The sequence below is a fragment of the Paenibacillus sp. NPDC058898 genome (genome assembly GCF_049316025.1).
Classification (GTDB): domain Bacteria; phylum Bacillota; class Bacilli; order Paenibacillales; family Paenibacillaceae; genus Paenibacillus_AQ.
Map to the genome: position 1 here is coordinate 123,082 of NZ_JBMOSM010000010.1, position 24,341 is coordinate 147,422.

A 24,341-nucleotide genomic window follows, 5' to 3' on the forward strand; every position below is an offset into this window, starting at 1 on the left:
ATTCGATTATGAATTGCCGAACCCTGTTATTTCCTGGAATTATTTAATGCCTGAATAAACAAAAGCCTTCACGATGTGCTTCGAGCAGAATACATACACAAGCAGGATGGGCACCACCAGCATCACATTGCCGGCCATGATGATATGCCAGTTGCTGATGCCCTCGGTCTCCCTTAGCATGGCGATCCCCAGGGTCAGCGGCCGGACGGCAGCTGAATCGGTCATGACGAGCGGCCAGAAATAGTCATTCCAGTGACTGACAAAGCTGAACAGCGCGATGGTCGCAAGTGCCGGCTTCGACATGGGAACCATGATTTTCCGAATGATTTTGAATTCGCTCGCATTATCAAGACGGGCCGCTTCAATGATTTCCTCCGGAATCTGCATGAAGTACTGCCTCAGCAGGAAGATGCCGAAGGCATTCGAGATGAACGGGATGATCTGCGGCAGCAGGGTTTTGACTAATCCCCAATCCGCCATCATCAGATAGACCGGTATGAACGTAACTTGGCCAGGGATCATGAATGCCAGAAGGATCATGCCGAACAGCAGCGTTTTTCCCGGAAACTTATACTTGGCAAATGCATAGGCAGCCGGGATCATGATCAGAAACTGCAGAACGATGATGGATCCGGTAACGACAACCGAGTTCCTGAAATAGGTAAGAAAAGGACCTGCATTCATCGCCTCCGCGAAGTTGCCCCATTGCGGCGAGGCCGGAAACCACGTCGGTGGAAACGTCATCGTTTCCCGGAATGTCTGGAGTGATGTGGAGATCATCCACAGAAACGGAAAGATGAATATCATGAGCACTGCGGCCTTCAGTAAATAGCCCAGCGCCGTCCATACGATTTTTAAATCAAAGGTCTTCAAACTGTGCCTCCTTTCTGCTTGGCCAAAGCCTTATTGATAATGGACCTTCTTGGACAGCAGCCGGAAATAGATGAACGTAAGCAATCCGATAATGGCCATGAGCACGACGCCTGTCGCAGCCGAATAACCGATGTTGGTCGTTCGGAAGCCGTATATGTAATACACAAGCGTGGTCGTTGCATTATTCGGTCCTCCGCCTGTCATCACCTGAACGGTATCAAATACTTTGAAGGAACCGATCGTCATGATGATCAGGATAAAAAACAGCTGCGGCGAAATCATCGGCAATGTGATTTTGTAAAACACCTTGAACCTACTGGCATTATCCAGCGCCGCCGCTTCATAAATGCTTGGCGATATGCTCTGCAGGGCCGCCACGATAATCAGGGTGTAATAACCGATGGCCTGCCAGACCGATACGATAATGACGGATATCAATGCGGTCTTGGAGCTTTGCAGCCATGCGGACGGCGGGAGCCCCACCAGCTTGAACAGATAATTGAGAAGTCCTTGATTCGGCTCCATCAGCCACAGCCAAACCAGCGAGATCGATACAATGGAAACGACGTGCGGTGTGAAAATCCCAGCCTGAACGACCGAATTGAAACGGCCCTTCTTGTTCAGCCACACCGCAATCAATAGGGACAGCAGCATGGTTAGAATCACGACGCCGACTGTATAGATGGAAGTGTTCCATAACGCTTTGTAGAAATCCCCGCGACCCAGAATCTGGGTGAAATTGTCCAGTCCGACAAACTTGCTCTTGTCCTTGTTCATCAGGTTGTATTTGAACAGGCTTAAGTAAATCAGATAACCTACCGGATACATCACAAACAGCATGATACCCGCCATGGCCGGCGCGATCAGCACATAGGGCCTGATCCCTTCCCAGATCCGCTTCTTATCCATGAGCCAGCCCTCTCAGCCGCTCCATAAACCCCCTATAGCGGATGTCCTGCTCTTCGCCCCGCTTCTCATCCGCCCCGAAGAAAAACAATTTATCCGCCGCCACGCCGAGATATACCTCCTGATCGACATGAAATTTGTCATCCTGGCACTTCACCATGAAGGCCTGGCCCTCCATCGTCCTTACCTGATAAATTGTCTCGGAGCCCAGCATTTCGCGCGTAATGATCTCACCCTTGGTCGTATAATGAAACGACTCCGGTTCTGAGCCGATCACAACGCTCTCCGGACGGAATCCAAATGTAGTGCGGTCGTCGCCCAGCGGCGCAATGTTCATGGGGGGAACCCCGATAAACTGGGCCGCAAACAGATTGCTGGGCTCGCGGTACACCACCTCAGGCGGCGCTTCCTGCTGAATGACGCCTTTGTTCATCAGCACGATGGTGTCCGCCATCGACATCGCCTCGATTTGGTCATGGGTCACATAGACAAAGGTCGTTCCCAGCTTCTTGTGCAGTTCAATCAGCTCGATCCGCATCTGAACCCTCAGCTTGGCATCCAGATTGGACAGCGGCTCATCCATCAGGAATACGGACGGATCCTTAACCATCGCCCGGGCCAAAGCCACTCGCTGCCGTTGTCCGCCAGACAAGGTAGAAGGCTTACGATCCAAGTAATCGTTCAGTCCCACGGTTGCCCCTATGGTCTCCACCAGACGTGTGCGTTCTGCTTTGGGAACCTTGTTGTTCACGAGACCAAACTCGATATTCTCGCGAACCGACATCGTCGGGTAAATCGCGTAATTCTGAAATACCATGGCCACGCCGCGCTTCCCCGGTGCAATTCGCGTAACATCCTTGCCATTGATAAGAACGGAACCGGAGGTTTGAGGGTCAATGCCTGCAATCATCCTTAAGAGCGTTGTTTTCCCGCAACCTGACGGACCGACCAGCACGGTGAATTTTCCGTCTTCGATGGTAAGATCCAGGTCCTGGATAACGGTTTGACGATCAAACGACTTGCTTACTTTCACAAATTCAATGGATGCCAAGAGCGATCCCCCTCACGAAAGTGTAATGATGTTGTCATGACAAGCAAAAATCAATGAATCCATAAAAATGAAATCCCTTACATGCACCTGATAATAAGTACGCATCAAATGCACATGTAATGATCACTTTTGTTCATTTTTATTTAATTCGATTGTAGATGTGCAATATTAGGAGAGTGTTAGACCTTCGTACGGATTTTGTAAATTCGCTTCGTATCAAGGGATTTAACATGGAATTAACATAATGCGAGTACACTAATAAGACATGGAACCCTTAAGCATAAAAGAGCAAAAATGCGCATTGTATGTACAAACGTACCTCTACAGCTCATTGTCCATTCAGGAAGGGAGAAATTATCGATTGCTGGCACATGAACGAAAGAAAAGGATCATTGATTACGTAAGGCAATACCGAACAGCAACGGTTGCTGCGCTGGCATCGGAATTCGGTGTTCACACGGCCACCATTCGCCGTGATTTGGCGGAGATTGAACAGGAAGGCGCTTTGAAGCGCACACATGGCGGGGTCATCATGGAGCAATGGACGCATAACGAGCCATCCTTTAATGAGCGAACCAACTTTCACCGGGACGAGAAAATACGCATCGGTCAGCTTGCGGCTTCGCTTGTGGAAGACGGGGAGAATATCATCATTGATTCGGGAACAACCACCCTTCATATTGCGACGCATCTTGTGCACCGCTCGGACATTACGGTCATTACGAACGATATGAACGTTGCTGTTGAGCTCCGCGATGCGCCGGGTATCAAAGTCATTCTGACCGGCGGGGAGCTGTACCCCTCGAGCTATATGCTAAACGGCATGTTTACCGACCATGTACTGAAATCCCTGCATGTCGAGAAAGCGTTCATTGGTACCCCTGCCTTGCATCCTCAGCATGGCCTCATGCACCCGGAGGCGCTGCTCGTCCCGGCCAAACAGAATATGATTCAAGCCGCCGGCGAAATTGTCGTGGTCACCGACCACAGCAAGATTGGCAAGCTGTCTCTGCACACAGTCGCTCCCAATAGCGCCATACATACCCTCGTCACCGGCACTGAGGCTTCCGACTCGGATATCAAGCCGTTTCAGGAACGAGGCATTACCGTGTACAGGGTTTGAGGCTTGCGCTCTTTGTATACCTTTGCATACCTTTGCATACCTTACGTACCATTGCGCACCTTGGCATACCTAAACATCCTTCTTACAGAAAACACAAAGGGCACCCCTGGGGGTGCCCTGATCACGCTGCGGCTTGCTGGCAGCTTATTTATTTCTATCTCACTGCTATGTTTACCATCCAAGTGACAACAAGCTCATGCTGCCTTTAACTCTCAAGGATAACTCTTCTGCTACCATTAAGACTAGTTGGGGAGCGGACTTCGATTCCCCCCGCTTAGACCAAAAGGGCAATAAGCAGAGATTCACTGTACGTCCAAAAATACGATCGTCATATCATTCAATATGTTCAAAACTCAACTTGTTCTTTGGTATGTGTGAGGACTTCCTTACGGACTCAGAATGCCTTATTTCATAGAAAACAGCCCTTTTAGTAATCTTAGAGGACCCAGCAAACCTTATTTGCTGTTTTAATCGGTATTTGCTCCCGTAATTCTCATAATAGCGGATCTGGAGTCCGGTACATTGTGAAAAATCGGGTTATGATCTTAAATAACGGAACTAGGGTCCGTTAAAGTTGACGAAGGCCATGAAATCATCGAATGAAGAACATCGACAGTCAGTGAACCCACAACATTTCGATAGGTACTTCCAAGAGCCACCAGGGTCAATGCGTAGCCGACGGGAGCTATTTCCTCTACACGTATTAATGAACCCCACTCTCCCATTCCTTCCTCGGCGGCTTAAAAAAGATCCGGCAGTCATATGACGCCGGATCCTCTCACACTATTCGATTAAGGGATGACTTTCCAAACATCGGCAGATCCAGGAGTTTCGCCTTGAGTCCACCATTTCGCCTCATAGTTCACGCCGTTGTAGCTGACTTTGCTGCCACCTAAGTAAACAGCTGTTGCATTCCATGCCGGATAGGTCGCTGAGCTTCCGGATGTTGACACGGTAAGCGGGGCGGATGCTGATGATTTGCTGCCCGTATTGCTTACGGCTACCACAGTATACGTATAGGACGTTCCTTCGGCTAACCCCGTATTGGTATAGGAGGTTGTTGTGGATGTACCCACAAGAGATCCGTTACGGTAAATTTCGTAACTGGAAGCACCGGTGGAAGCTGCCCATGCCAAGGAAACACTGCTGTTGGTTTGGGATGGGGAAGTAAGTCCTGTCGGTGCTGGTACGCCTGGATCCGGAGTTCCGCCGCCACCGCCAAAGTCCACATCGATGACGTTATAGAAAGCGTTAGGTGTGTCAGCTACTTCCCATACCGCCAGAATGACATGGTAACCGGATTTAGCAGGAACGTTACAAGTGGACGCATAGTTTGTCGGAGGTTTTACACCGCCGTAGTCAATGGAGCAGAAAGGCGTCAGATCAAACGATGCTCTGCTCAGCGGAGCATTTTGATCCCAGCCGTCTTTCGTAATGTAGTATTTCCAGCTTGCCGTCACATGGTTGGCTGTCAAATGCCATTGGAACGTTGTGGTTCCCGGGGAAATGCTTACTTTGCTCCAGCGAGTTGCGGATTGCTCGTCAAGTTTAGGGAACGCGCCGCCTGCACTGGCGATTTTGCCATCGGCAGGACCTGCATTCGGCCAGCCTTTAGGAGCTTCCAAGCTTTGAGGCTCATACACGATTGCGCCGCAATCGGTATTTTGCCCCTGCTTACACAGAATGGCGCGGCTGCCTGGAGAATCGACATACCCGTGGGCAAAAGCTTTATCTGCAAATAAAACCATGAATAAGGTCATCACTAACATCGTGGAACCGGCAATGATTAGATGCTTGAGCCAAGCTTTGTTCGGCAAACTTAAAGTCATACAATTATTCCTCCTTTAATATAAAAGATAATAAATAAAGCGTTTACACAACCTCCGGCTGTTCAGTCCACCTCCTTTCTTCGATACAGTAGTTACCCTCTTAACTTGACTAGATAACTTGACTGAACTTGGAAATCTTCCACAATCATCGTCCAAGCTTTACCAGTACTATAATTATTTTAAAGCATCTGGAAGCCTTATCCCATAATACTAATCAACGATTTGTTACACATTTCAACGAAATTGGATAAATATGTAACGCAAATTGTTATGAAAATACACTGAATTTGCTGAAAACAATCAAAAAAACAAAATATAAAAAAGCAAGAATCCCTGTGGATTCTTGCTTTCATCCAAACTTTTTATCCGTTCTGTTCGGCAGAACGACTCCTATTCCACGCCGTCCTTAAAATGCTTCGTATAATGTTTATCCCCTTTGTGCTCCAAATCCTCAATCGTCAGCTCCAGGGTATGCACAATTTGTTCCTTGACCTGATTCAAGGTGTCGAAATAAACATGTTCCTCCGTCCCGACAATGCGTGTCCCACTGAGTGCCTGAACAGCCTGGTAGACCCGGTGCTGTTCGGCCAAATCATCAACGGCTTTCAACGTATGTTTCATCTGAAGGAACAGGTCCTTATGATGCTGGGTCGTCAAACGCTTTTCAAGCTCCTCGATTCTGGCATTCATGGCAGCTCTCTCCTTCACAATAAGATGCTTTCGATTATACTTCCCTGGCATTCGCATTTCCAATAAATTCTTCTTATATATATCACGGTTTCTTTCCAATGAAACAGGAAATTGACCACTGCTCAGCGAACTATGATAACGTTAACATTTTGCACAGCTACATACACTCAGAAGGACGAAATCGATCAAACATTTGGAGGTAGCAATGGAAAACAACGGACTCGGAGGAAAAAGCATTATCCTCAGACTAGAAATGAATACACAAGAAATCAAATTCGGTCAAGTTGCATCCGCCATATTTGAGGCGGGGGGAGACATGGTCGCCATCGACGTCATTCAGGCGAGCGGCCACATTACCGTACGCGATATTACTATTACGGTTACGGACAGCGTGGATATCGGTAAAATTACTAATTCAGTGAAAAATCTAAAGGGCGTCCGGCTCGTCAACGTTTCGGACCGTACCTTCCTGCTGCATCTCGGCGGCAAGATCGAAACCCAGCCCAAAATCCCAATCCAAAACCGTGATGACCTGTCGCGCGTCTATACGCCAGATGTTGCCCGCGTATGTTCAGCCATCCAAGAAGACCCGAAAAAAGCCTTTACGCTTACAATTAAAAGAAACACGGTGGCCGTCATCTCGGACGGAAGCGCCGTACTCGGTTTGGGCAACATCGGTCCTTATGCGGCCATGCCGGTCATGGAAGGAAAGTCGATGCTCTTCAAACAGTTTGCAGGCGTAGACTCCTTTCCGATCTGCCTGGATACCCAGGATACCGAAGAGATTATTGCCTGCATCAAAGCAATGGCTCCGGCTTTTGGCGGCATTAACCTGGAGGATATCTCCTCACCGCGCTGCTTCGAGATTGAACAACGACTGCGGGATGAGCTGGACATTCCCGTGTTTCACGATGACCAGCACGGCACGGCGGTGGTTCTGTATGCGGCACTGATCAATTCGTTGAAAATTGTCGGGAAATCGATCGATAACATTAGGGTCGTGGTATGTGGAATCGGTGCTGCGGGCGTAGCATGCAGCAAAATCCTCCTGTCAGCCGGCGTCAAGGACATCATTGGCGTAGACCGCGAGGGTGCACTGGTTGGCGGACATGCATACAGCAATAGTATGTGGCAATGGTACGCAGAGCATACGAACCCGAATAAAGTCGAAGGTTCCTTGCGTGAAGTGATCCAAGGTGCCGACGTGTTCATCGGCCTCTCTGCCGGCGGCCTGCTCCGCCGTGAGGACGTACAAGCCATGGCCGATCAACCGATCGTATTCGCAATGGCAAACCCTACGCCCGAGATTAAACCGGAAGAGGTCGAGGATATTGTAGGCGTCATTGCAACCGGACGTTCGGATTATCCGAACCAGATTAATAACGTCCTCTGTTTCCCGGGTATTTTCCGTGCGGCCTTGGACTGCAGAGCGACCACGATTAATGAGGAGATGAAGCTGGCTGCAGCCGAAGCCATTGCATCCGCCGTATCGGACGAAGAACGCAACCCGTCGTATATTATTCCAAGCGTGTTCAACCAGAACGTCGTGAAAGCCATTCGGGAGCTTGTCGTGAAAGCAGCTGTCAAAACCGGCGTTGCCCGGAGAATTCCGCGTGAATAAGAAATCCCTCATTCGGAAGTTCAATAAACAGGCAGCGATATATGAAAGGAACACCAGGCAACGGAGGCTCGGTGAATGGAGACAGCGGCTGCTTCAGGATGTAGAGGGTGACGTGCTTGAGGTAGCTGTTGGCGCCGGCGCGAATTTCCCATTTTATCATCGCGATAAGGTGAACGTAACGGCTGTCGATTTCAGTCCCGAGATGCTAAGCCGTGCGCGGCGGATGGCCTCCGAGCTTGGCATTCGGGCCAGTTTCCTGGAACGGGATATCGAGACGCTGGAGCTGCCGGAACGTTCCTATGATTGCGTTGTATCCACCCTGTCGCTATGCGGCTATGAGGATCCGGTCAAAGCCTTGAATAAAATCAACCGCTGGGCCAAACCCGGCGGCCGCATTTATTTATTGGAGCATGGCATGAGCACGAATCGACTCCTTGGCGCCATGCAGCATCTGATCAACCCCGCAGCACAGCGGATATCCGGCTGTCATTATAATAGGGACATGATCCAGATCGCGAATGCCTCGGAACTGAATATCATGAAGACGGAGCGCTATTGGAACGGCATCGTCCATCTAATCTGGGCACAAGCAACTTGATCCATTCATTGATTTTGACCTGTCTGCATAATTTTTTATGTAAGCTCTTATTAATTGATCTGGAGGAACTTGTTATGAATACAAGGCCTGATTCTAATGAATATTTGCTCCTCGCCGAAAAATACGTCTCTCTTGTCCCCGAAGGCCATATTGCTGAGGTATTACAGCGGCAGCATGATGAAACGTTGAGATCGCTCAGCGATCTGACGGAAGAACAAGCGAATGTTCGTTATGCGGAAGGGAAATGGAGTCTAAAACAGGTGGTCGGACACATCGCCGATGTAGAGCGCTTATGGAACTACCGCATTCTCTACATCGCGCGTGGGGATGCCCGTGAATTTTCGGGATACGACAGGGAGATTTTTGTCCAGAATTCTCCCTTCAGCCATCTCCCGTTACGGGAGGCCCTTAAGGATTATGCTGCCGTCAGGCAGTCTACCATTACACTGGTTGGAAGCTTGACGGAGGAAGCGCTGCTGCGTCAAGGTACATTCAACAATTACCCGCTCTCCGCCCGGGCAGCCGCCTATGTCATTGCTGGGCATGAGCTTCATCACCTGAATATTCTGCGGGATAAATATTTAACGTAGTTTATGAAGATTGCTTAGCAATGGTCTAATATGGCTTATTCTTAACAAAATGGGGGTGTCCAAAAAGATCTTAGATCTGACGGGATCCCCCTTTTTCTGTTAGGAGACGCTCCGTGTACGAATCGTTTCGTCCTTTCCGCTAGAAATACGAAAGGAGACCGTTTCTTGGTTTGGAAGCGCGACCCACCAACTCATTCTTGTATGATGTAAAGGTTGGCAGCGCAAGCTGTCTTAACTCCAATTCCATACCTCGATCCGGCCCAAACGGAACTCCCAAAATTCCTGCTCCTCCTTCAGCTTCTCCAACTCCCGCACAGGTCCGGTAACGGTCGCTCCGTAAACTTGAACTCCATTTTTCTTCAAGTAGGCCAGCCGGCGTTTGTCATCATCCACACCGTTATATTTGATATTGTTGGTCATCCATTCAACGTCGGCGATCAGTTGCTGCACATGATCCGTTATCCCGTCATCCTGTGAGAAGAAAGTATGCCAACTTGAAAGAAAATGATTATCGCTAAACTGAACCTTGGGCCTCAATGTGAGATGTGGGATCGTGTAATCTGCGCCGCTAGAGCTATAAGTACCCAGCTTGAAATCCTTCAGTTCTCCTGCAAAAACAGCCATACTGGTTGCTTTAACGTCATAGTCCGACAAGAGCTCCAAGACCTCCTCCGGTGACCTAAGCGTTCGAAGCGAGAAGAATAATTCCGCTACGTTTCCGTCTTCAAGTCTCCCTAACTGGTTCATTGCACCAGTAGGGTGAGGATCGTCTTTAATCTCCCTACCCTCCAGCAGCGCAGAGTTCAGGATATAAGGATTTCTTTCCTCACGATTCAAATAAGGATTCAGTTCCTCAATAGAATACGTCAGTTTTCCCCCTAATTGCTTCTTCGCGTGAAGCTCTCCGACAATTACCTGCCATTCCCCCACATTCTTATACACTTTCAGATTTGTCTTCTGAGTGAGGAAGGGCGTCACTTCACCCAAAGGCGAGCTTCGTTTATCTACTATAAGTCCACTTTCATGCAATTCAACCGTTGTTATGACGGTCCTTAGAAATTTATCATTTAGGCCGGTTTTATAATGGTAGATGTGGATAGCTGAGTTATACACGGCATAAATAAAAAACAATATTAATACAACTAACAAAGCATATATAAGCTCCTTCACCCTTGTCCGCCAGATCATCCGATTCATCACTTTCGTATTCATCTCCTCTCTACCTTCTCATGTAGACAACGGTTTGATCGCGCAAATGTTACGGTAAAATAAAAATCGCTACAGCAGCTAAAAACACGCAGCTACTGTAACGATTCCATATCACACAAAATTCTATATTATTTCGCTTCAGTGGATGGGGTGTTGTGTCCATCCCAGCATTCCACATCCTGCAGCCCTTTGATGCTGTCCTTGGTGAAGACAGGGTTCACGCCAGCCCGCTTCTGCTTCAAGTAATCTTGAAGCGCTGCAAAGGCCGTTCGGGAAAGCAGCGTAATGGCCACAAGATTCACAATCACCATCAATCCCATGAACAGGTCGGCCAAATCCCACACCAGCTTCACGCTGGTAACGGAGCCGAAGATGACCATGGCCAGCACACAAGCCCGATAGGCCCATATCCATGCCCGATTCGACTTCAAAAATTCGATATTGGTTTCCCCGTAGTAATAATTGCCGATCAGCGTGCTGAACGCAAACAGGAAGACCATGATCGCCAGGAAGTCGGACGCCCATGCCCCCATCTCCATGCCCAGCGCAGCCTGAGTCAGGGCGATTCCATCAAGTCCGGTCTGCTGGTAGGCACCGGTAAAAAGAATAATGAAGGCGGTACTTGTACATATGACCAGCGTATCAATCATGACGCCCAGCGCCTGCACCAGCCCTTGCTTGGCAGGATGGCTTGTTGTTGCGGTAGCCGCTGCGTTAGGTGCGCTCCCCATGCCGGCTTCGTTGGAGAACAGCCCTCTTTTGATTCCGTTCATGAGAGCGGCACCGATCGATCCGCCAACGACCTGCTCATAGCCGAACGCGCTTTTGACGATAAGAGCAAAAACTTCCGGCAGCTTAGTGATGTTGGCTAATACGATAAACAGCGCGGCACCGACATACACCACCGCCAGTACGACAACGATCAGCTCCGACATTTTGGCAATCCGCTTCACGCCGCCAAAGATAATAACGGCGAAGATAACCGCCATGATAATTCCGAGGGTTAAACGGTCGGTTCCGAATGAATTCTCGAAAGCAATCGTAATCGTATTGGATTGGACCGCATTAAAGACAAGCCCGAAGGACAAGGTGATCAGGATCGCAAACAATACGCCCATCCACCGTTTCTTCAATCCTTGCTGCATGTAATAAGCGGGACCGCCGCGATAACCACCCGCCCCATCTTTTACTTTATAGATCTGGGCCAGCGTACTCTCGATAAAGCTGGATGCCGAACCGATAAGCGCAATGATCCACATCCAGAATACGGCCCCAGGTCCCCCAAGCGAGATGGCCAGAGCAACCCCGGTTATATTCCCTGTCCCGACACGGGCAGCCATACTGATGGCAAATGCCTGAAAAGGCGAAATGCTGCCTTTACTCTTGGGTTCGCGGATTACCCGGAACATCTCACCGATCAGGCGAAACTGCAGAAACTTGGTCCCTACCGTGAAATACAGGCCAACGGCAATCAGCAATACGATGAGCAGCTTAGACCATAAAAAATCATTAAAGATATTCACTACTTGCTGTACAATTTGATCCATACTCTACCCTCGCTATATAAGTCATCACCCATGGTGTAGGTTTTGTGTAAAATAGTCCACGTTTCATCTAACCATTACTTCCCCTTCGGAAACAAGAGGTTAATTGTGGAAATTGGGGGACATGGTTTCGACGGGAACCCTCCTCCTGAAAGTCGAGACAATTGTTAAGGTACTCCCTACTCGGCAGCAGGGTGAGCAGGGCATGGACCTGCAAGGGATACCATATAAAAAAAGACCCTCCCCTCTGCGTGTTAAAGCGCAGGGAGAGGGTCCAGTCATCATGTTCAGGCTGCTACAACCACCCTTTCTATGATGAAGGGTTCATGCCTGTGTAGATCAGAATCGCATCGCGTAGGAACACTGCTGTTCCGGGCTGCTTCTCATCGTAATGGGCGGTAAAGCGCTCATCATCAACGTACATCTGAGCAAGGCCCGCGTGGGCCTCTTTGCTGTAATCGTTCCAATAATAGGTGAGCCAACGCTTGTGAAGATCGGCCGCCTTCTGGGCCAGCTCACTGGCAGGGTCGCCTTGCTTAAACGCTTCAGCCAGCGTCTCGTACAGCTCATCAGCCAGACGCGTTACTTCCTCATGCTGCGCTTGCGTCATGTTTTTCAGCTTGGCATTGGATCTATTCACAGTCTCTTCGCCATACTTCTCGCGAATTTCCTTACCGTATTTCTTCTCATTATCATCAATCAGCTTCTGCTTGAATCCTTCGAATTTCTCTTGGTCACTCATGGTCTTTCTCCCTTCGGCGGAGGCGATCGTGTTCTCCACATTGGTAATCAGCAAATCCAATTGCCTTCTTTTGTCTAGGAGCTGCGCATGGTGTTCCTGGAGCGCCTGGGCCCGGTTGAAGAATGGTGAGGTCATAATCTCTTTGATCCCGTCCAATGGAAGTCCGAGCTCTCGGTAAAACAAGATCTGCTGCAATTGATCGACCTCCTCCTGCCCATAAATCCGATATCCTGACGAGTTGATTCTGGCCGGCTTCAGAATGCCAATCTCATCGTAATAACGGAGCGTCCGGGTACTTATTCCTGCCAACTTTCCAAGCTTCTGCACCGTGTATTCCATGGTTTCACCTCCTGACAACATCAATGTACACCTTTACGTAACGTTAAGGTCAACACTTTTCGCGAAAAAAATGATACCCGCCATCCTCAGCATACAAAATAAAAAAGAAACTGAATGTATTCTTAACAGAATACCACCCAGTCTCCCAAAACGATCACATTCAGTATGTTAGTTCGCTTCCTCTCCCGTATCCGCTGCAGCGGCTGCGGATTTATCGGCATCTGTATGCTTCTCGTTAATCCACTGCTTCAAGGGCTCGGTCATTTGATCCTTCAGCTTCTGAACCAATTGATCCTCTGCAATCCCCTTCATGGCGGCTATCTCGGCTAGCGACTGCCCTTCTTTCATTTCCGCCTTCAGCTCGTCCTCCGACAATCCGAGCAAAGCTGCGATTTCCTCCGGATTACCGAATTGGCCGAAACCTCGGCCGCCTTTGCCATGACCTTTTCCAAAACCGGCTTCGCTGCTCTCTACCATTTGCGTAAGGCGGGCACTCAGCCCCTCTTTCCATTCGGCTGCTTCAGTTTCCGTTATACTGCCTTCACTCAGGCGCTCATCGATCTTGGAGGTTTCCAGCTCGGTCAGCTTCTGCACGAACACGGATTGGGTCATTCCTTTGCCTTCGGCAATTTCAGCAAACGTGCTGCCCGCTTCAAGCGCCGTCCGGATCTCTGCCTCCGTGAGCCCAAGGACCTCGGCCGTTTCTTTTACGATGTTACCGCCGCGAGGTCCACCCGCCTTACGATCCATCCACTTTCCAGCTCGGTTCTTCACTGCATCCGCAGCCGATGAGTCTGTCCCCGTCTGTCCATCCTCGGATACCGAGGTGGAAGCGTCCGTGCTCGCCGCTGCAAGAACCTTGTTCTGAAGGTACCCGGCTCCCCCCAGCACAATCGCTGCTGCCATGCTGCTTACTAACACTTTTTTACTTATCGGATTCATCTTCATCTCTCCTTTTAGGGTTATGGTTTGTCTTACAATTTGAAGTATAGAGAGGGAATCTGAAAGTAAACTTAGGGGAACGTTATGCCAGGCTTAGGCTAAGCTGAAGGTTTGCTGAATGCTAGACACAACATACCGTGTTCACCAGGATCGCGGACGCGGTTTATAGCTATTCCCAATCAAAAAGACAACGAAAAAAACCGCCGGAGGCAGCCTCTTCAGCGGTTCCTGTCTGTTATTCCTTCACGATTCAATAAGCAACTATTCTCGAAATGGCCTCATCCCATCATATCGAGCTTTAGTTCCCCTACTCCTCCACTTCCGAAATGGCTCGACGGGCGAGATTCGTCAGCACGACATCGTCCATCGGCGGATTATGAAGACCCGCCCGGACATCCCTGTACATTCGTTCCAACGGGAGCTGCCGGGAGAGACTCAAGCCTCCAACGATCCGCATGGCGTGATCGACAATCCGGACCGCTGCATTGGTCACGACATATTTGGCAAGACCCAGCTCAGGCTTGAGCGCAGCGCGGTTCTCCACTTCCTTGTCCCAGCGGTCGGCGGTTTGATACAAATAACTGCGGGCCGTAAGCAGATCCACTTCGATTTGGGCGATATGTCTTTGGATATTCGGCAATTCGGCAATGGGGACAGTCAAGGAATTCGGTTTATGATGACGGGCAAAATCGATGGCAAAATTGCGTGCGGCATAAGCAATCCCCATATAACATGCCGGGATGTGAAGCAGAATGCCTTCCGTCGATACGGGAAACTCAGGTTTCTCATAATCGAGTCCCCGAATCACTTCCGTCTCCGGCACGAAGACGTCCTCCAGAATCATGTCATGGCTTCCCGTTGCCCGCATGCCCATCGTATTCCAGGTTTCCTCGACCTTAACCCCGGGCCCGCTGCGCACGAGGAACGCACCGACCTTCTCGCTATGCTCGATACCTGCCGTAACCACAAATTGCTTCAAGATCGGGCTTAACGTGCTGAAGGTTTTGCGTCCGGTAATGCGCCAGCCGCCAGGCACCCGCCGCGCCGTGGTCTCCGGCCTTCCGCCCCGGCTGGGACTCCCTGTCGCAGGTTCACTCGCCAGCTCATTAATAACCACGCCTTCAGCTACAACGTCTTTGCACAGTCTCTCAAATAAAGGCTCCGGCCAAGCCTCGGATAGGCGCAGCTGGAGTATTTGCCCGATATGCCAACCGACCGCCAGCGCCGTAGAGCCGTCACCTCTGGCGAGTCGTTCTTGGGCAAGCACCATCTCGTATACGGAGGCTTCTTCTCCTCCAAAGGATGCCGGGACGGTCAGCTTCAGATAGCCCGACTCCTTCAAGTCATCAAAATTCTCGAACGGAAACGATCCCTCCAAGTCGTGCCGTGGAGCTCTTACCGCGAATTTCGCTCCAAGCTTATCGGCCCGAGCTGCGATCATGGCTTCGCGTTCATTACGTATGAATGGATCTGTGGAACCGGATCGATTCAAGTTCGTCCCCTCCTTGCTAACCCTTGTATTCCGATAGATATATACATAAAATTGTAGCAACCCTATTTTGGGGTGTCAATGAGGGGGCTCACCGATCGCCGCTCCCCCCTTTAGTTCGGATATATCCAGTGTATGAATTCCGAATCATAGAAGACAGACCGCGTTTAGATGAAGTTTTTCTCGCAAAAAAATCCGCGCTGCAGAAACGACGCGGATCCAAGACGCAAATAGGATAGTCTACATCGCGTTCTCTGTCAGAAATGAAGCGATGGCTTCATTGACTTCATCCGGGTTATCCAAATTCGTTGCATGGTGAGCGTTCCGGATGATTCTTAATCGCGAATTCGCAATTCTCTCCTGCATGTATTCCTGCTGCCTTCGGATCATCGTGTCGCTCTCTCCTTGAAGAAGCAAGGTTGGACAATGGATCTTATGCAGATCCTGCGTGCTCTCCATCCGGGTCACCGCATCCCATATCCGAACCCAGTTGGAATGCGGGATGGAACGAAAGGCTTTCTCTATATAAGCTTGATTGCTCTGATTGTACTTGGATAGCATTTTCCCTTGCATTTTTCCCGATAAGGACATCGGCATCAAGTAACTTGACCAGCGATTTAGCGGCACGAACATTCGCTCATACCAATTGAACGCATTCGTGAACGGAGTGCCGATCAGTACCAGGGCTGCAACCTTGTCAGGATAGCGAACGGCAGTCTGCAGCGAAATATGCCCACCCATGGACAAACCGCACAGGATCGCTTTCTCGATGCCCAGATGACTTAGCAAATCCGCCAAATCCCGGCTAAAATCCTCCGAGTCCACCTTGCCGTCCGGCAAGGAAGACGAACCATGCCCCCGAACATCCCACACCACGGTTTGGTACTGACGAGAGAAATAATCGACTTGCGGCTGCCATTGTTCATGATTCCATGAGGCCCCATGCGTAAAAACAAGCGGCTTTCCTTCTCCCTTTACTTCATAGTACAGATCGACTTCCCTTCCTTTGAAAATCGGCATATAACCATCCTCCTTGCTATATTTGAAATGATTCCGTACCGACATGCCATAACGGAGCAAATATCACCTGAAAGCACTCATCAAACAGTTCATCCAACGTTCGGTTTGATTCTTTAATCCAGATCATCATAGCCCCGCTGATGGAGGCTTGCAGTACCCTGCTAACCATAGCCACGTCGCATTCAGCGATTTCTTTGTTTGTAATCGCCTGGCTGAGCATCTGCCGGGTAAACTCATCGATCAGCTGCAGTCGGTACCGGGTCTTCTCCAACAAATCCGGATCATTCGTCCCTTCCAGATAGAAGGAAGTATGGTTAGCCAATTCAACAGGATCTTTCATATGTAAAACCGCATGCTTAAACACGGCCTTTAGTGCATCAAGTCTGGATTGATCGGATAGGATGGCCTCCTGGAAGGCATGCCTGGTTAGTTCAATAACATAATCGCTATAGGCCAGGAACAAATTCTTCTTCGAACCGAATCGCTTCATTAAAGCTGCCGGCGAAATATTCACTTCATGCGTGATGTCGGTTAATGCTGCTTGACCGTATCCTTTTTTAGACAGTGCCTGGTAGACACCGTAGAAGATAGCCTCATCTTGAAATTCGCGAGGTCTTACCATGCGTGATTGCCTCCCTACAGTTAGTGAATGATCATTTACTAACCATTGTTTCATAAACCTTCTCAAATGTAAACAGCCTGGAGGCGAACACGCACATCAAGATACGGCATGACTCCTGCAAAAAAGCTCTGTTCACTTCTGCTGACCGCTCTGGTGTGTAATTCGGCTGCCGTTTTTAATAGAAAGACGCAACTTCCTTATACTCTTGGACTGAATTACCCTCTATACTGACAGTAGAAGGAAACCATAATCTAGGAGGAGCTGAGCACATTGCGTACCAAATTCATTTACCAGTCACCTGCAAACGGTTATCCCGAATGGAACAATAATCCGAATATTTTTCAGCTAAACCGCCACAAAGCCCATGCTTACATGATGACGTTCCCGTCGGAGTCTGAGGCGCTGAGCCATGCCCACTCCATGTCTCCCTGGTATCAGTCATTGAACGGGATGTGGAAGTTTTCGTTTGCCGAAACCCCTGACAAGCGCATCCAAAATTTCTACAAAGCCGATTATGATTCCGGCAGCTGGGCCGATATGCCCGTCCCTTCCCATTGGCAGCTTCAAGGCTATGACTATCCTCAATATACAAATGTTAGATACCCCTGGTCCGATTCGGAGCCTGAATTGAAAGCCCCCTTCGCGCCAACGCGATACAATCCCGTGGGCTCCTACATCCGTGAATTCACGGTGCCGGACACATGGAAGGAGCAGCCCGTTTATATTAGCTTCCAAGGTGTTGAATCCGCTTTCTATGTATGGGTGAACGGCGAGATGGTCGGATACAGCGAGGATACGTTTACGCCGGCCGAGTTCGATATTACGCCCTATCTGATCGAAGGCGAGAATAAATTGGCTGTTGAAGTGTATCGCTGGTGTGATGCGAGTTGGCTGGAGGATCAGGATTTCTGGAGGCTTAGCGGGATCTTCCGCGAGGTCTACCTCTATTCCGTCCCTGCCGTCCATATCTCCGATTTCTTCGTGCGCCCGGTTCTGGATGACGAATACCGGAATGCCGAGCTGCAGATCGACGCAACCGTTACGAATTACTTTAATGAAACCATCGATAAGGATAAGCTTCAGCTTGAGGCGCTTCTATACGATCAGGATGTTCAGCTGGTCAAGAAACAAGCACTCACGATAGCGGATTACATTATTGATGAGGGCAGCTTCACCCTGAGCATGGACGTTCCCGAACCCAAAAAATGGAGCGCGGAATCGCCTTATTTGTACACCGTCGTTCTGGCATTGAAGGATACGGACGGAGTTTGCCGCGGAGCCGTAAGCTGCCGCACGGGTTTCCGCCGCTTCGAGCTTAAGGACGGATTGATGCGGATTAATGGTCAGCGCATTCTGTTCAAAGGCGTGAACCGGCATGAATTCTCCCCGGATACCGGACGGGCGCTTAGCCGCGAAGACATGATCACCGATATTGAGCTGATGAAGACGCATAACATTAATGCGGTACGGACCTCCCATTACCCGAATCAATCCGTATGGTATGACCTCTGCGATGAATACGGTTTATATGTGATCGATGAAACGAATTTGGAGACGCACGGAACCTGGACGTATGGACAGCAGGAGCTGGAAGAAACGGTGCCCGGCAGCAAGCTCGAGTGGCGCGACAACGTATTGGACCGCTGCAATTCGATGTTTCAACGGGACAAGAATCACCCCTCCGTCATCATCTGGTCGCTTGGCAATGAATCGTTCGGAGGCGACAACTTCGTTGCGATGCACGATTTCCTGAAGGAGGCCGATCCGTCGCGGCTCGTTCACTATGAAGGGATCTTTCATTACAGGGCGTCCGAGGCGGCTAGCGATATGGAGTCCACCATGTATGCAAAACCTCAGGAAGTGGAGAAGTATGCAATCAGCAACCCAAGCAAGCCTTACATCATTTGCGAATACAGTCACGCGATGGGCAATTCCTGCGGCGGGCTTCACCTGTATTGGGAGCTGTTTGAGAAGTATGACATTTTACAGGGAGCTTTTATATGGGACTGGATCGATCAAGCGATCCGCACCCAAACGGCCGATGGTATCGAATATTTAGCGTATGGTGGGGACTTTAACGAAACGCCGCATGACGGCAATTTCAGCGGAAACGGCCTGATCTTCGCTGACCGCAGCAAAACCCCCAAGCTGGACGAAGTGAAAAAATGCTACCAGAACGTCAAGTTCGAATGTTTGGACCCTGCCGCAGGCCGGATTCGGGTCAGCAACCGTTTCTTGTTCACTAATCTCGATCAGTATCTTATAAAATGGGAGATCCAACTGAACGGAGAAGCAAGCCAATCCGGCACGCTCCAGCTCTCGCTCCAGCCCGGTGACCATACCGAAATCAAGATTCCTTATTCTCCTATAGAGGACGATGGAAAAGAAACGATTCTCACCGTCTCCCTGGTTCGGAAGGAGAGCGCCAAATGGGCACCCGCAGGACATGAAGAGGCTTGGGAGCAGTTCGCGCTAACGCCTTATATAGCAGCGAGCCAATCGGAAACAGACTCTCTTTCAAACGCGGAGATCCTAGAAGTTACCGAGTCGGATGAAGAGCTTCTCATCACGGGTCCTGCCGTTTCGTTACGCTTCCACCTTGGCACCGGTGATCTGACATCTTACGCGCGATCCGGTAAGGAATTCCTGCTGGCACCCGCCAGACCGAATTTCTGGCGAGCCGTCACCGATAACGATCTGGGCAACCGGCTCCCCGAACGCTGCGGCGTATGGAGAACGGCCCATGATCAGCGGAAGCTGCTGGCTCTGCGCTGGCACACGGAAGGTCCTGCCGTCGTGGTCTCCAGTCACTATCAGATCGAGACCGCTCCTATATCCGGACTGACCTTGGAGTATCGAATCTTCCCGGATGGAACCATCCGCGTGCAAGAAACCTTTGTCCCAGGCAGCGGCTTGCCTGACATTCCGGAAATCGGCATGCTGTTCTTGCTGGATGAAGGCCTCGATATGCTCAGCTGGTACGGCCGGGGACCACATGATAATTATTGGGACCGGAAGACGGGGGCCAAAATCTGTCGATACACGGGAAGAGCAGCCGATCAGTTCGTTCCTTATCTGAGACCTCAAGAATGCGGGAACAAAACGGATGTCCGCTTCGCGAGCCTTACCGAAGGAAGCAGCGGGGAAGGTCTACGATTCGAAAGCTCCTCCCTCATGGAGTTGTGCGCCCTGCCGTGGACGCCGGATGAACTGGAGGGGAGCGACCATGTGTACAAGCTCCCGCCAAGCGATAAAACCGTCCTGCGCATCAACTATAAGCAAATGGGCGTAGGCGGCGACGACAGCTGGGGAGCGCCAATCCATGAAGCGTTCACGCTGCCCTCCAACCGAACGTATAGCTTCAGCTTTACGATGGGAGCAGCACGCTGACCTAGTCTATAGAACAAATGCAAAAAGAGCAGCTTTCGTGTGGAAGCTGCTCTTTTTCGACTCCGCAAGATCATGCCCTCTCACCACCGAACGGTGCAAATGGCATTTTCATATTCTTAGATCGTGCCCGATGCTAATTCGCCATCGCTTAGGCCTGTGCATCCTGCAGCTCGTGACGATCCGATTCGTCCCGAATGTCGCCCACGATTTCCTCCAGGATATCCTCCATCGTCACCAGCCCAATTGCCGCGCCGGATTCGTTCGCGACGACGGCCATATGAACGCGGATTTGCTGCATCTTGATCAGGACGTCCTTGATCGAAGACGATTCCGGAAAACGCGGCATGTCATGAATAAAGTCATTCACGCTGCAGTTTCTTCCGGCCGCTATGCCCGTCAGCATCTCCTTCGTATTGATAAACCCGATGAAATCCTCCGCGCGTCCCGCTTCCGTCACCGGGTAACGGGTATAGTCGTACTCGCCGAGAACTTCCAGGATATTGGCAAGGGGCCAACCTCGTTCTAATGTTACGATGCGATCTCTCGGGACCATGATTTCCCGCAAGGTGCGCTCCTCAAAAGCAAATATATTGGTCAAATAACCCATCTCGGTTTGGTTAATTTCTCCGCTCTCGTAACTCTGATCCACGATCCACTTCAATTCCTCTTCTGAATGGACCGTTTCATGCCCTGCCGGCTTTACGCCGAATAATCGAAGCAGAAGACGCGAAGCTCCATTCAGTGCATAGATAAACGGATACATGATCTTCCCGAACCAATACAAGGGAGATGCCAGCAGTAACGTCATTTTCTCGGCAAATTGGATCGCTAATGTTTTAGGTGCCAGTTCCCCGATGACGACGTGCAGGAACGTAATGATCCCAAGCGCAATGGCATAAGAGAGAACCGTTGCCACCGCCGCCGGCACGTCGAATCGATCAAACAGCGGATGCAGCATTCTTTCGACGGTAGGTTCGCCCAGCGCGCCGAGCACGAGGGCCGTAATGGTGATTCCAAGCTGGCAAGCGGACAAGTAGTAATCCAGCTCATGGGCTACCTTCCTGGCCGTGACCGCCCGTTTATTCCCCTCTGCGATCAATTGATCGATTCGGGACAGCCGCACCTTCAAGATGGCGAATTCGGCGCCCACGAAAAATGCAGTCAGTCCTATAAACACAGCTACCAAAAATAAATTTAACACGATTATTCCGTCCAATGATTTCCCTCTTGCGAGGGATTCACCTCCAAAAAAGTTATGGTCTGAATGTACACGGGATCACGCTATGCCCTTGATCACCCGTGTCTGAGAATGACGTGTTTGATCTGGAAATTATCCGTTTCGGCTACGGCCCATATATGCTCGCCATGCTGGATCTCATCGCCGTCTTGAGCCGTCGTGCCTTTCTGATACTGTATCCAGCCGCCGATCGTATCCATCTCCTCGTTATCCTCGAATACCAAGCCGAAGCGCTTCTCAAGCTCCTCCAAGAGAACCCGTCCGTTTATCAGGTATTCCCGTTCACCGATCTTGCGGATATCCGCTACTTCATCTTCATCGAATTCGTCGCGAATTTCCCCTACGATCTCTTCCAAGATATCCTCCAGGGTCAGAATCCCCGCCGTACCGCCGTATTCATCAATCACCAAAGCCATATGCATCTGCTCCTGCTGCATCTTCAGCATGGCATCCTGGATCGGCGTAAATTCAAGGACGACCGGGAGATCCCGAACGAATTCTTCCAGCTTGCGGTCTCGTCCGGCCACGATGTGGGGCAGCATCTTTTTGACGTTGACGACGCCAACCACCCGATCCTTGCTGCCGTCCTCGATGACAGGGTACCGCGTATAGTTGTGCTCATCCAGAATGCGGACGATGTCCGGATGTTTCATGCCTTTATCAAGTGTGATCAGATCCGTTCTCGGTACCATAATGTCTTTAGCCACCCGCTCATCAAACGAAAACACGTTTTCCATGTAAGCCAGCTTGGTCTCATTGATCTCGCCGCCCTGAAAACTCTGCGCCATGACGATGCGCAGTTCCTCTTCCGAGTAGGCCTGCTCATGGGGCGTAGGTTTCACGCCGAACAAACGAAGCAGCACGCGCGAGGCTCCATTTAACGCCCAAATGAACGGATACATCAGCTTTCCGAACCAATACAGCGGGGCTGCAAGGAGCAGCGTCGTCTTTTCCGAGAATTGAATAGCCAAGGTTTTGGGCGCCATCTCCCCCACCACGACATGCAAAAAGGTCACGAGAATAAACGCAATGGCGTAAGAGGCAATCGAGGCCGTTGAAGCCGATACGTCAAACCAATCGAATACCGGGTACATGAAACGTTCAACGGCCGGCTTGCCGATGGCCCCGAGCCCCAGCGCCGTCACTGTAATGCCGAGCTGGCAGGCCGAGAGATAGTAATCGAGATCCCCGGCTACCTTTTTGGCAACAACCGCCTTTTTGTTTCCTTCCGTTATCAATTGATCGATCCTCGACATGCGGATTTTAACGATAGCAAACTCGGACGCTACGAAAAAAGCGGTCAACGCAATCAGTATGGCAAGTATGATTAAATTAGTGATGGTAATAATGTCCAATGATTTCCCTCTTCAGAGGGATTCACCTCCAGATTGAATTAAAGGCCATATGTTGTGCATCAGAACAGGTCATGTCTATATGCGATATTTCCATGAAAAAGAGGTAGTTCGCAGATGAGAATATTACAGCCTAATTCCGCAATTTGATCCATTTGCAATAACGCCTTCCCAATGTACTACCTCCTCTCCTGGAATCTATTTTCATATTTATGAAAAAATTATATCATGGCAGCACTCAAACCATCCAGTTGCACGTTATGGTTTGAAGGCGGGTTCCAGCACGAATTCACATAATTCTCACTTGTTTGATGAGGTATATTCCTACGTGGTACTAAATATACCCTGTTATGTATTAAAATGTACGCTTCATCTATTGTTCATCCATTCATAACCATAATGGCATTCGTCTAGAGGGATCCGTGCAGGCTGGTTCAACTTACAGGAAAAAACCGCAGGATCGTGGCTGGATCCTGCGGTTTTTCCATCATGTTGTTACGTATTTCGTTATCCATGGAGATCTACGGTTTTGTTTATATCCGAGTCACCCTTCGGCTCTTGGCCCACCATTTTCTTGAAGAAGGCTTTGACCGTTTTCGTTTTGTTTCCGGTTTCCCAATACTCCGCAGTATCTGTATCCACCTTGATCAAAATAATGTTGGGATCGTCGTAGGACGTTTGCAGAAACTTCTCATATGCCGCATTCCAAAGCGCCTTTTTCCGCTCAAGGTCATCCACGACTTCGGCCGTTCCCCGAATCGATACATAGGATTTGCCGACATAAGCGACATTGACGTTGGGATTAGCCATAATTTCTTGATATTTGCTGGTGTCCCTTTTCGTTAAAAACCACAAATCGCCGTCGAATTCTATATCCTGCGTTTGCATCGGTCTGGAATTGATCCCACCCTCCGATATCGTGGAGAACATCGCTGTTTCAATATCCTTAATAATATCCTTCACGGTCTCGACCGCTTCTTGGTTCACTACGGTTCCGTTTGACATCTGAATCACCCCATCCTTGTGTTTAGTCTGTATTTACACTTCCCCAAAATAAGTTAAACGATGAATCCTTTATAATTCCGTTTTCCTTTGCAGGGATCTATCATGATCCAGGCGGAGCCTAAACCATCCACCTGCACCACAAAAAGCCGGAAACTGCCAGCGCAGTCCG

Annotated in this window: 20 protein-coding genes; 5 read left to right on the forward strand and 15 right to left on the reverse strand. The window is 49.9% G+C overall.

What is annotated here, in order from left to right; translation table 11 throughout:
• Positions 1–39 precede the first annotated feature (39 nt).
• From ACOZB4_RS24105 to ACOZB4_RS24115, 3 genes are read right to left on the reverse strand one after another with little or no spacing between them, the layout of a single operon-like run.
• Positions 40–873, reverse strand: a complete 834-nt coding sequence (locus tag ACOZB4_RS24105) for a carbohydrate ABC transporter permease (RefSeq protein ID WP_076325948.1) — start codon at positions 871–873, stop codon at positions 40–42.
• 30 nt (positions 874–903) lie between these two features.
• Positions 904–1,782, reverse strand: a complete 879-nt coding sequence (locus ACOZB4_RS24110) for a carbohydrate ABC transporter permease (RefSeq protein WP_213647855.1) — start codon at positions 1,780–1,782, stop codon at positions 904–906.
• Positions 1,775–2,830, reverse strand: a complete 1,056-nt coding sequence (locus ACOZB4_RS24115; protein WP_379414444.1) for an ABC transporter ATP-binding protein — start codon at positions 2,828–2,830, stop codon at positions 1,775–1,777. The genes ACOZB4_RS24110 and ACOZB4_RS24115 overlap by 8 nt, the downstream gene beginning before the upstream one ends.
• 361 nt (positions 2,831–3,191) lie before the next feature.
• Between ACOZB4_RS24115 and ACOZB4_RS24120 the strand changes: the two genes are divergently transcribed.
• Positions 3,192–3,953 (forward strand): DeoR/GlpR family DNA-binding transcription regulator, encoded by a 762-nt coding sequence (locus ACOZB4_RS24120; RefSeq protein WP_071221931.1) that lies wholly within the window; start codon positions 3,192–3,194, stop codon positions 3,951–3,953.
• A 791-nt stretch (positions 3,954–4,744) separates the two neighbouring features.
• Here ACOZB4_RS24120 and ACOZB4_RS24125 read toward each other — a convergent pair.
• Positions 4,745–5,782, reverse strand: a complete 1,038-nt coding sequence (locus tag ACOZB4_RS24125; protein ID WP_379414443.1) for a lytic polysaccharide monooxygenase — start codon at positions 5,780–5,782, stop codon at positions 4,745–4,747.
• 390 nt (positions 5,783–6,172) lie between these two features.
• Entirely contained in the window at positions 6,173–6,472 is a 300-nt protein-coding gene (locus tag ACOZB4_RS24130; RefSeq protein ID WP_076325952.1) for a hypothetical protein, read from the reverse strand.
• A 205-nt stretch (positions 6,473–6,677) separates the two neighbouring features.
• Between ACOZB4_RS24130 and ACOZB4_RS24135 the strand changes: the two genes are divergently transcribed.
• The 3 genes from ACOZB4_RS24135 (at position 6,678) to ACOZB4_RS24145 (ending at position 9,281) form a co-directional block, all read left to right on the forward strand.
• A complete protein-coding gene (locus ACOZB4_RS24135) occupies positions 6,678–8,093 on the forward strand; it encodes an NAD-dependent malic enzyme (RefSeq protein ID WP_379414442.1) in 1,416 nt (471 codons plus the stop codon).
• Positions 8,086–8,691, forward strand: coding sequence for a class I SAM-dependent methyltransferase (locus ACOZB4_RS24140; protein ID WP_379414441.1), 606 nt, complete (start codon positions 8,086–8,088; stop codon positions 8,689–8,691). The genes ACOZB4_RS24135 and ACOZB4_RS24140 overlap by 8 nt, the downstream gene beginning before the upstream one ends.
• Positions 8,692–8,765: 74 nt before the next feature.
• Positions 8,766–9,281 (forward strand): DinB family protein, encoded by a 516-nt coding sequence (locus ACOZB4_RS24145; RefSeq protein WP_076325955.1) that lies wholly within the window; start codon positions 8,766–8,768, stop codon positions 9,279–9,281.
• A 231-nt stretch (positions 9,282–9,512) separates the two neighbouring features.
• Here ACOZB4_RS24145 and ACOZB4_RS24150 read toward each other — a convergent pair whose 3' ends face one another.
• From ACOZB4_RS24150 to ACOZB4_RS24180, 7 genes are all read right to left on the reverse strand, one after another.
• Positions 9,513–10,493, reverse strand: coding sequence for an anti sigma factor C-terminal domain-containing protein (locus tag ACOZB4_RS24150; RefSeq protein WP_379414440.1), 981 nt, complete (start codon positions 10,491–10,493; stop codon positions 9,513–9,515).
• Between the two features lie 125 nt (positions 10,494–10,618).
• Positions 10,619–12,037, reverse strand: a complete 1,419-nt coding sequence (locus tag ACOZB4_RS24155; RefSeq protein ID WP_379414439.1) for an alanine/glycine:cation symporter family protein — start codon at positions 12,035–12,037, stop codon at positions 10,619–10,621.
• 307 nt (positions 12,038–12,344) lie between these two features.
• Positions 12,345–13,115, reverse strand: coding sequence for a MerR family transcriptional regulator (locus ACOZB4_RS24160; protein WP_379414438.1), 771 nt, complete (start codon positions 13,113–13,115; stop codon positions 12,345–12,347).
• Positions 13,116–13,283: 168 nt separating this feature from the next.
• Positions 13,284–14,057, reverse strand: coding sequence for a hypothetical protein (locus ACOZB4_RS24165; protein WP_379414437.1), 774 nt, complete (start codon positions 14,055–14,057; stop codon positions 13,284–13,286).
• 307 nt (positions 14,058–14,364) lie between these two features.
• Positions 14,365–15,549 carry an acyl-CoA dehydrogenase family protein gene (locus tag ACOZB4_RS24170; RefSeq protein WP_379414436.1) on the reverse strand — a complete coding sequence of 395 codons (1,185 nt, stop codon included), beginning with the start codon at positions 15,547–15,549 and terminating at the stop codon, positions 14,365–14,367.
• A 237-nt stretch (positions 15,550–15,786) separates the two neighbouring features.
• Positions 15,787–16,566, reverse strand: coding sequence for an alpha/beta fold hydrolase (locus ACOZB4_RS24175; protein ID WP_379414435.1), 780 nt, complete (start codon positions 16,564–16,566; stop codon positions 15,787–15,789).
• Positions 16,567–16,582: 16 nt separating this feature from the next.
• Entirely contained in the window at positions 16,583–17,188 is a 606-nt protein-coding gene (locus ACOZB4_RS24180; RefSeq protein ID WP_379414434.1) for a TetR/AcrR family transcriptional regulator, read from the reverse strand.
• Positions 17,189–17,458: 270 nt separating this feature from the next.
• Here ACOZB4_RS24180 and ACOZB4_RS24185 point away from each other — a divergent pair, with 270 nt between their 5' ends.
• Complete coding sequence (locus ACOZB4_RS24185; RefSeq protein ID WP_379414433.1) at positions 17,459–20,578, forward strand: glycoside hydrolase family 2 TIM barrel-domain containing protein; 3,120 nt, start codon at positions 17,459–17,461, stop codon at positions 20,576–20,578.
• A gap of 148 nt (positions 20,579–20,726) precedes the next feature.
• Here the strand turns inward: ACOZB4_RS24185 and ACOZB4_RS24190 are convergent, their stop codons facing one another.
• From ACOZB4_RS24190 to ACOZB4_RS24200, 3 genes are all read right to left on the reverse strand, one after another.
• Positions 20,727–21,794, reverse strand: coding sequence for a hemolysin family protein (locus ACOZB4_RS24190; RefSeq protein WP_379414432.1), 1,068 nt, complete (start codon positions 21,792–21,794; stop codon positions 20,727–20,729).
• A 77-nt stretch (positions 21,795–21,871) separates the two neighbouring features.
• The gene (locus tag ACOZB4_RS24195) at positions 21,872–23,170 is read right to left on the reverse strand and encodes a hemolysin family protein (RefSeq protein ID WP_379414431.1); all 1,299 of its coding nucleotides are present in this window, start codon (positions 23,168–23,170) and stop codon (positions 21,872–21,874) included.
• A gap of 504 nt (positions 23,171–23,674) precedes the next feature.
• Positions 23,675–24,172 (reverse strand): pyridoxamine 5'-phosphate oxidase family protein, encoded by a 498-nt coding sequence (locus ACOZB4_RS24200; RefSeq protein WP_379414430.1) that lies wholly within the window; start codon positions 24,170–24,172, stop codon positions 23,675–23,677.
• Positions 24,173–24,341 lie beyond the last annotated feature (169 nt).

What these genes read in the sequence shown, in the direction of transcription:
- ACOZB4_RS24110 (WP_213647855.1), bottom strand. Translation starts at nt 1,782, where the DNA reads ATGGATAAGAAGCGGATCTGGGAAGGGATCAGGCCCTATGTGCTGATC.
- ACOZB4_RS24125 (WP_379414443.1), bottom strand. Translation starts at nt 5,782, where the DNA reads ATGACTTTAAGTTTGCCGAACAAAGCTTGGCTCAAGCATCTAATCATT.
- ACOZB4_RS24130 (WP_076325952.1), bottom strand. Translation starts at nt 6,472, where the DNA reads ATGAATGCCAGAATCGAGGAGCTTGAAAAGCGTTTGACGACCCAGCAT.
- ACOZB4_RS24135 (WP_379414442.1), top strand. Translation starts at nt 6,678, where the DNA reads ATGGAAAACAACGGACTCGGAGGAAAAAGCATTATCCTCAGACTAGAA.
- ACOZB4_RS24145 (WP_076325955.1), top strand. Translation starts at nt 8,766, where the DNA reads ATGAATACAAGGCCTGATTCTAATGAATATTTGCTCCTCGCCGAAAAA.
- ACOZB4_RS24150 (WP_379414440.1), bottom strand. Translation starts at nt 10,493, where the DNA reads ATGAATACGAAAGTGATGAATCGGATGATCTGGCGGACAAGGGTGAAG.
- ACOZB4_RS24155 (WP_379414439.1), bottom strand. Translation starts at nt 12,037, where the DNA reads ATGGATCAAATTGTACAGCAAGTAGTGAATATCTTTAATGATTTTTTA.
- ACOZB4_RS24160 (WP_379414438.1), bottom strand. Translation starts at nt 13,115, where the DNA reads ATGGAATACACGGTGCAGAAGCTTGGAAAGTTGGCAGGAATAAGTACC.
- ACOZB4_RS24165 (WP_379414437.1), bottom strand. Translation starts at nt 14,057, where the DNA reads ATGAATCCGATAAGTAAAAAAGTGTTAGTAAGCAGCATGGCAGCAGCG.
- ACOZB4_RS24175 (WP_379414435.1), bottom strand. Translation starts at nt 16,566, where the DNA reads ATGCCGATTTTCAAAGGAAGGGAAGTCGATCTGTACTATGAAGTAAAG.
- ACOZB4_RS24180 (WP_379414434.1), bottom strand. Translation starts at nt 17,188, where the DNA reads ATGGTAAGACCTCGCGAATTTCAAGATGAGGCTATCTTCTACGGTGTC.
- ACOZB4_RS24200 (WP_379414430.1), bottom strand. Translation starts at nt 24,172, where the DNA reads ATGTCAAACGGAACCGTAGTGAACCAAGAAGCGGTCGAGACCGTGAAG.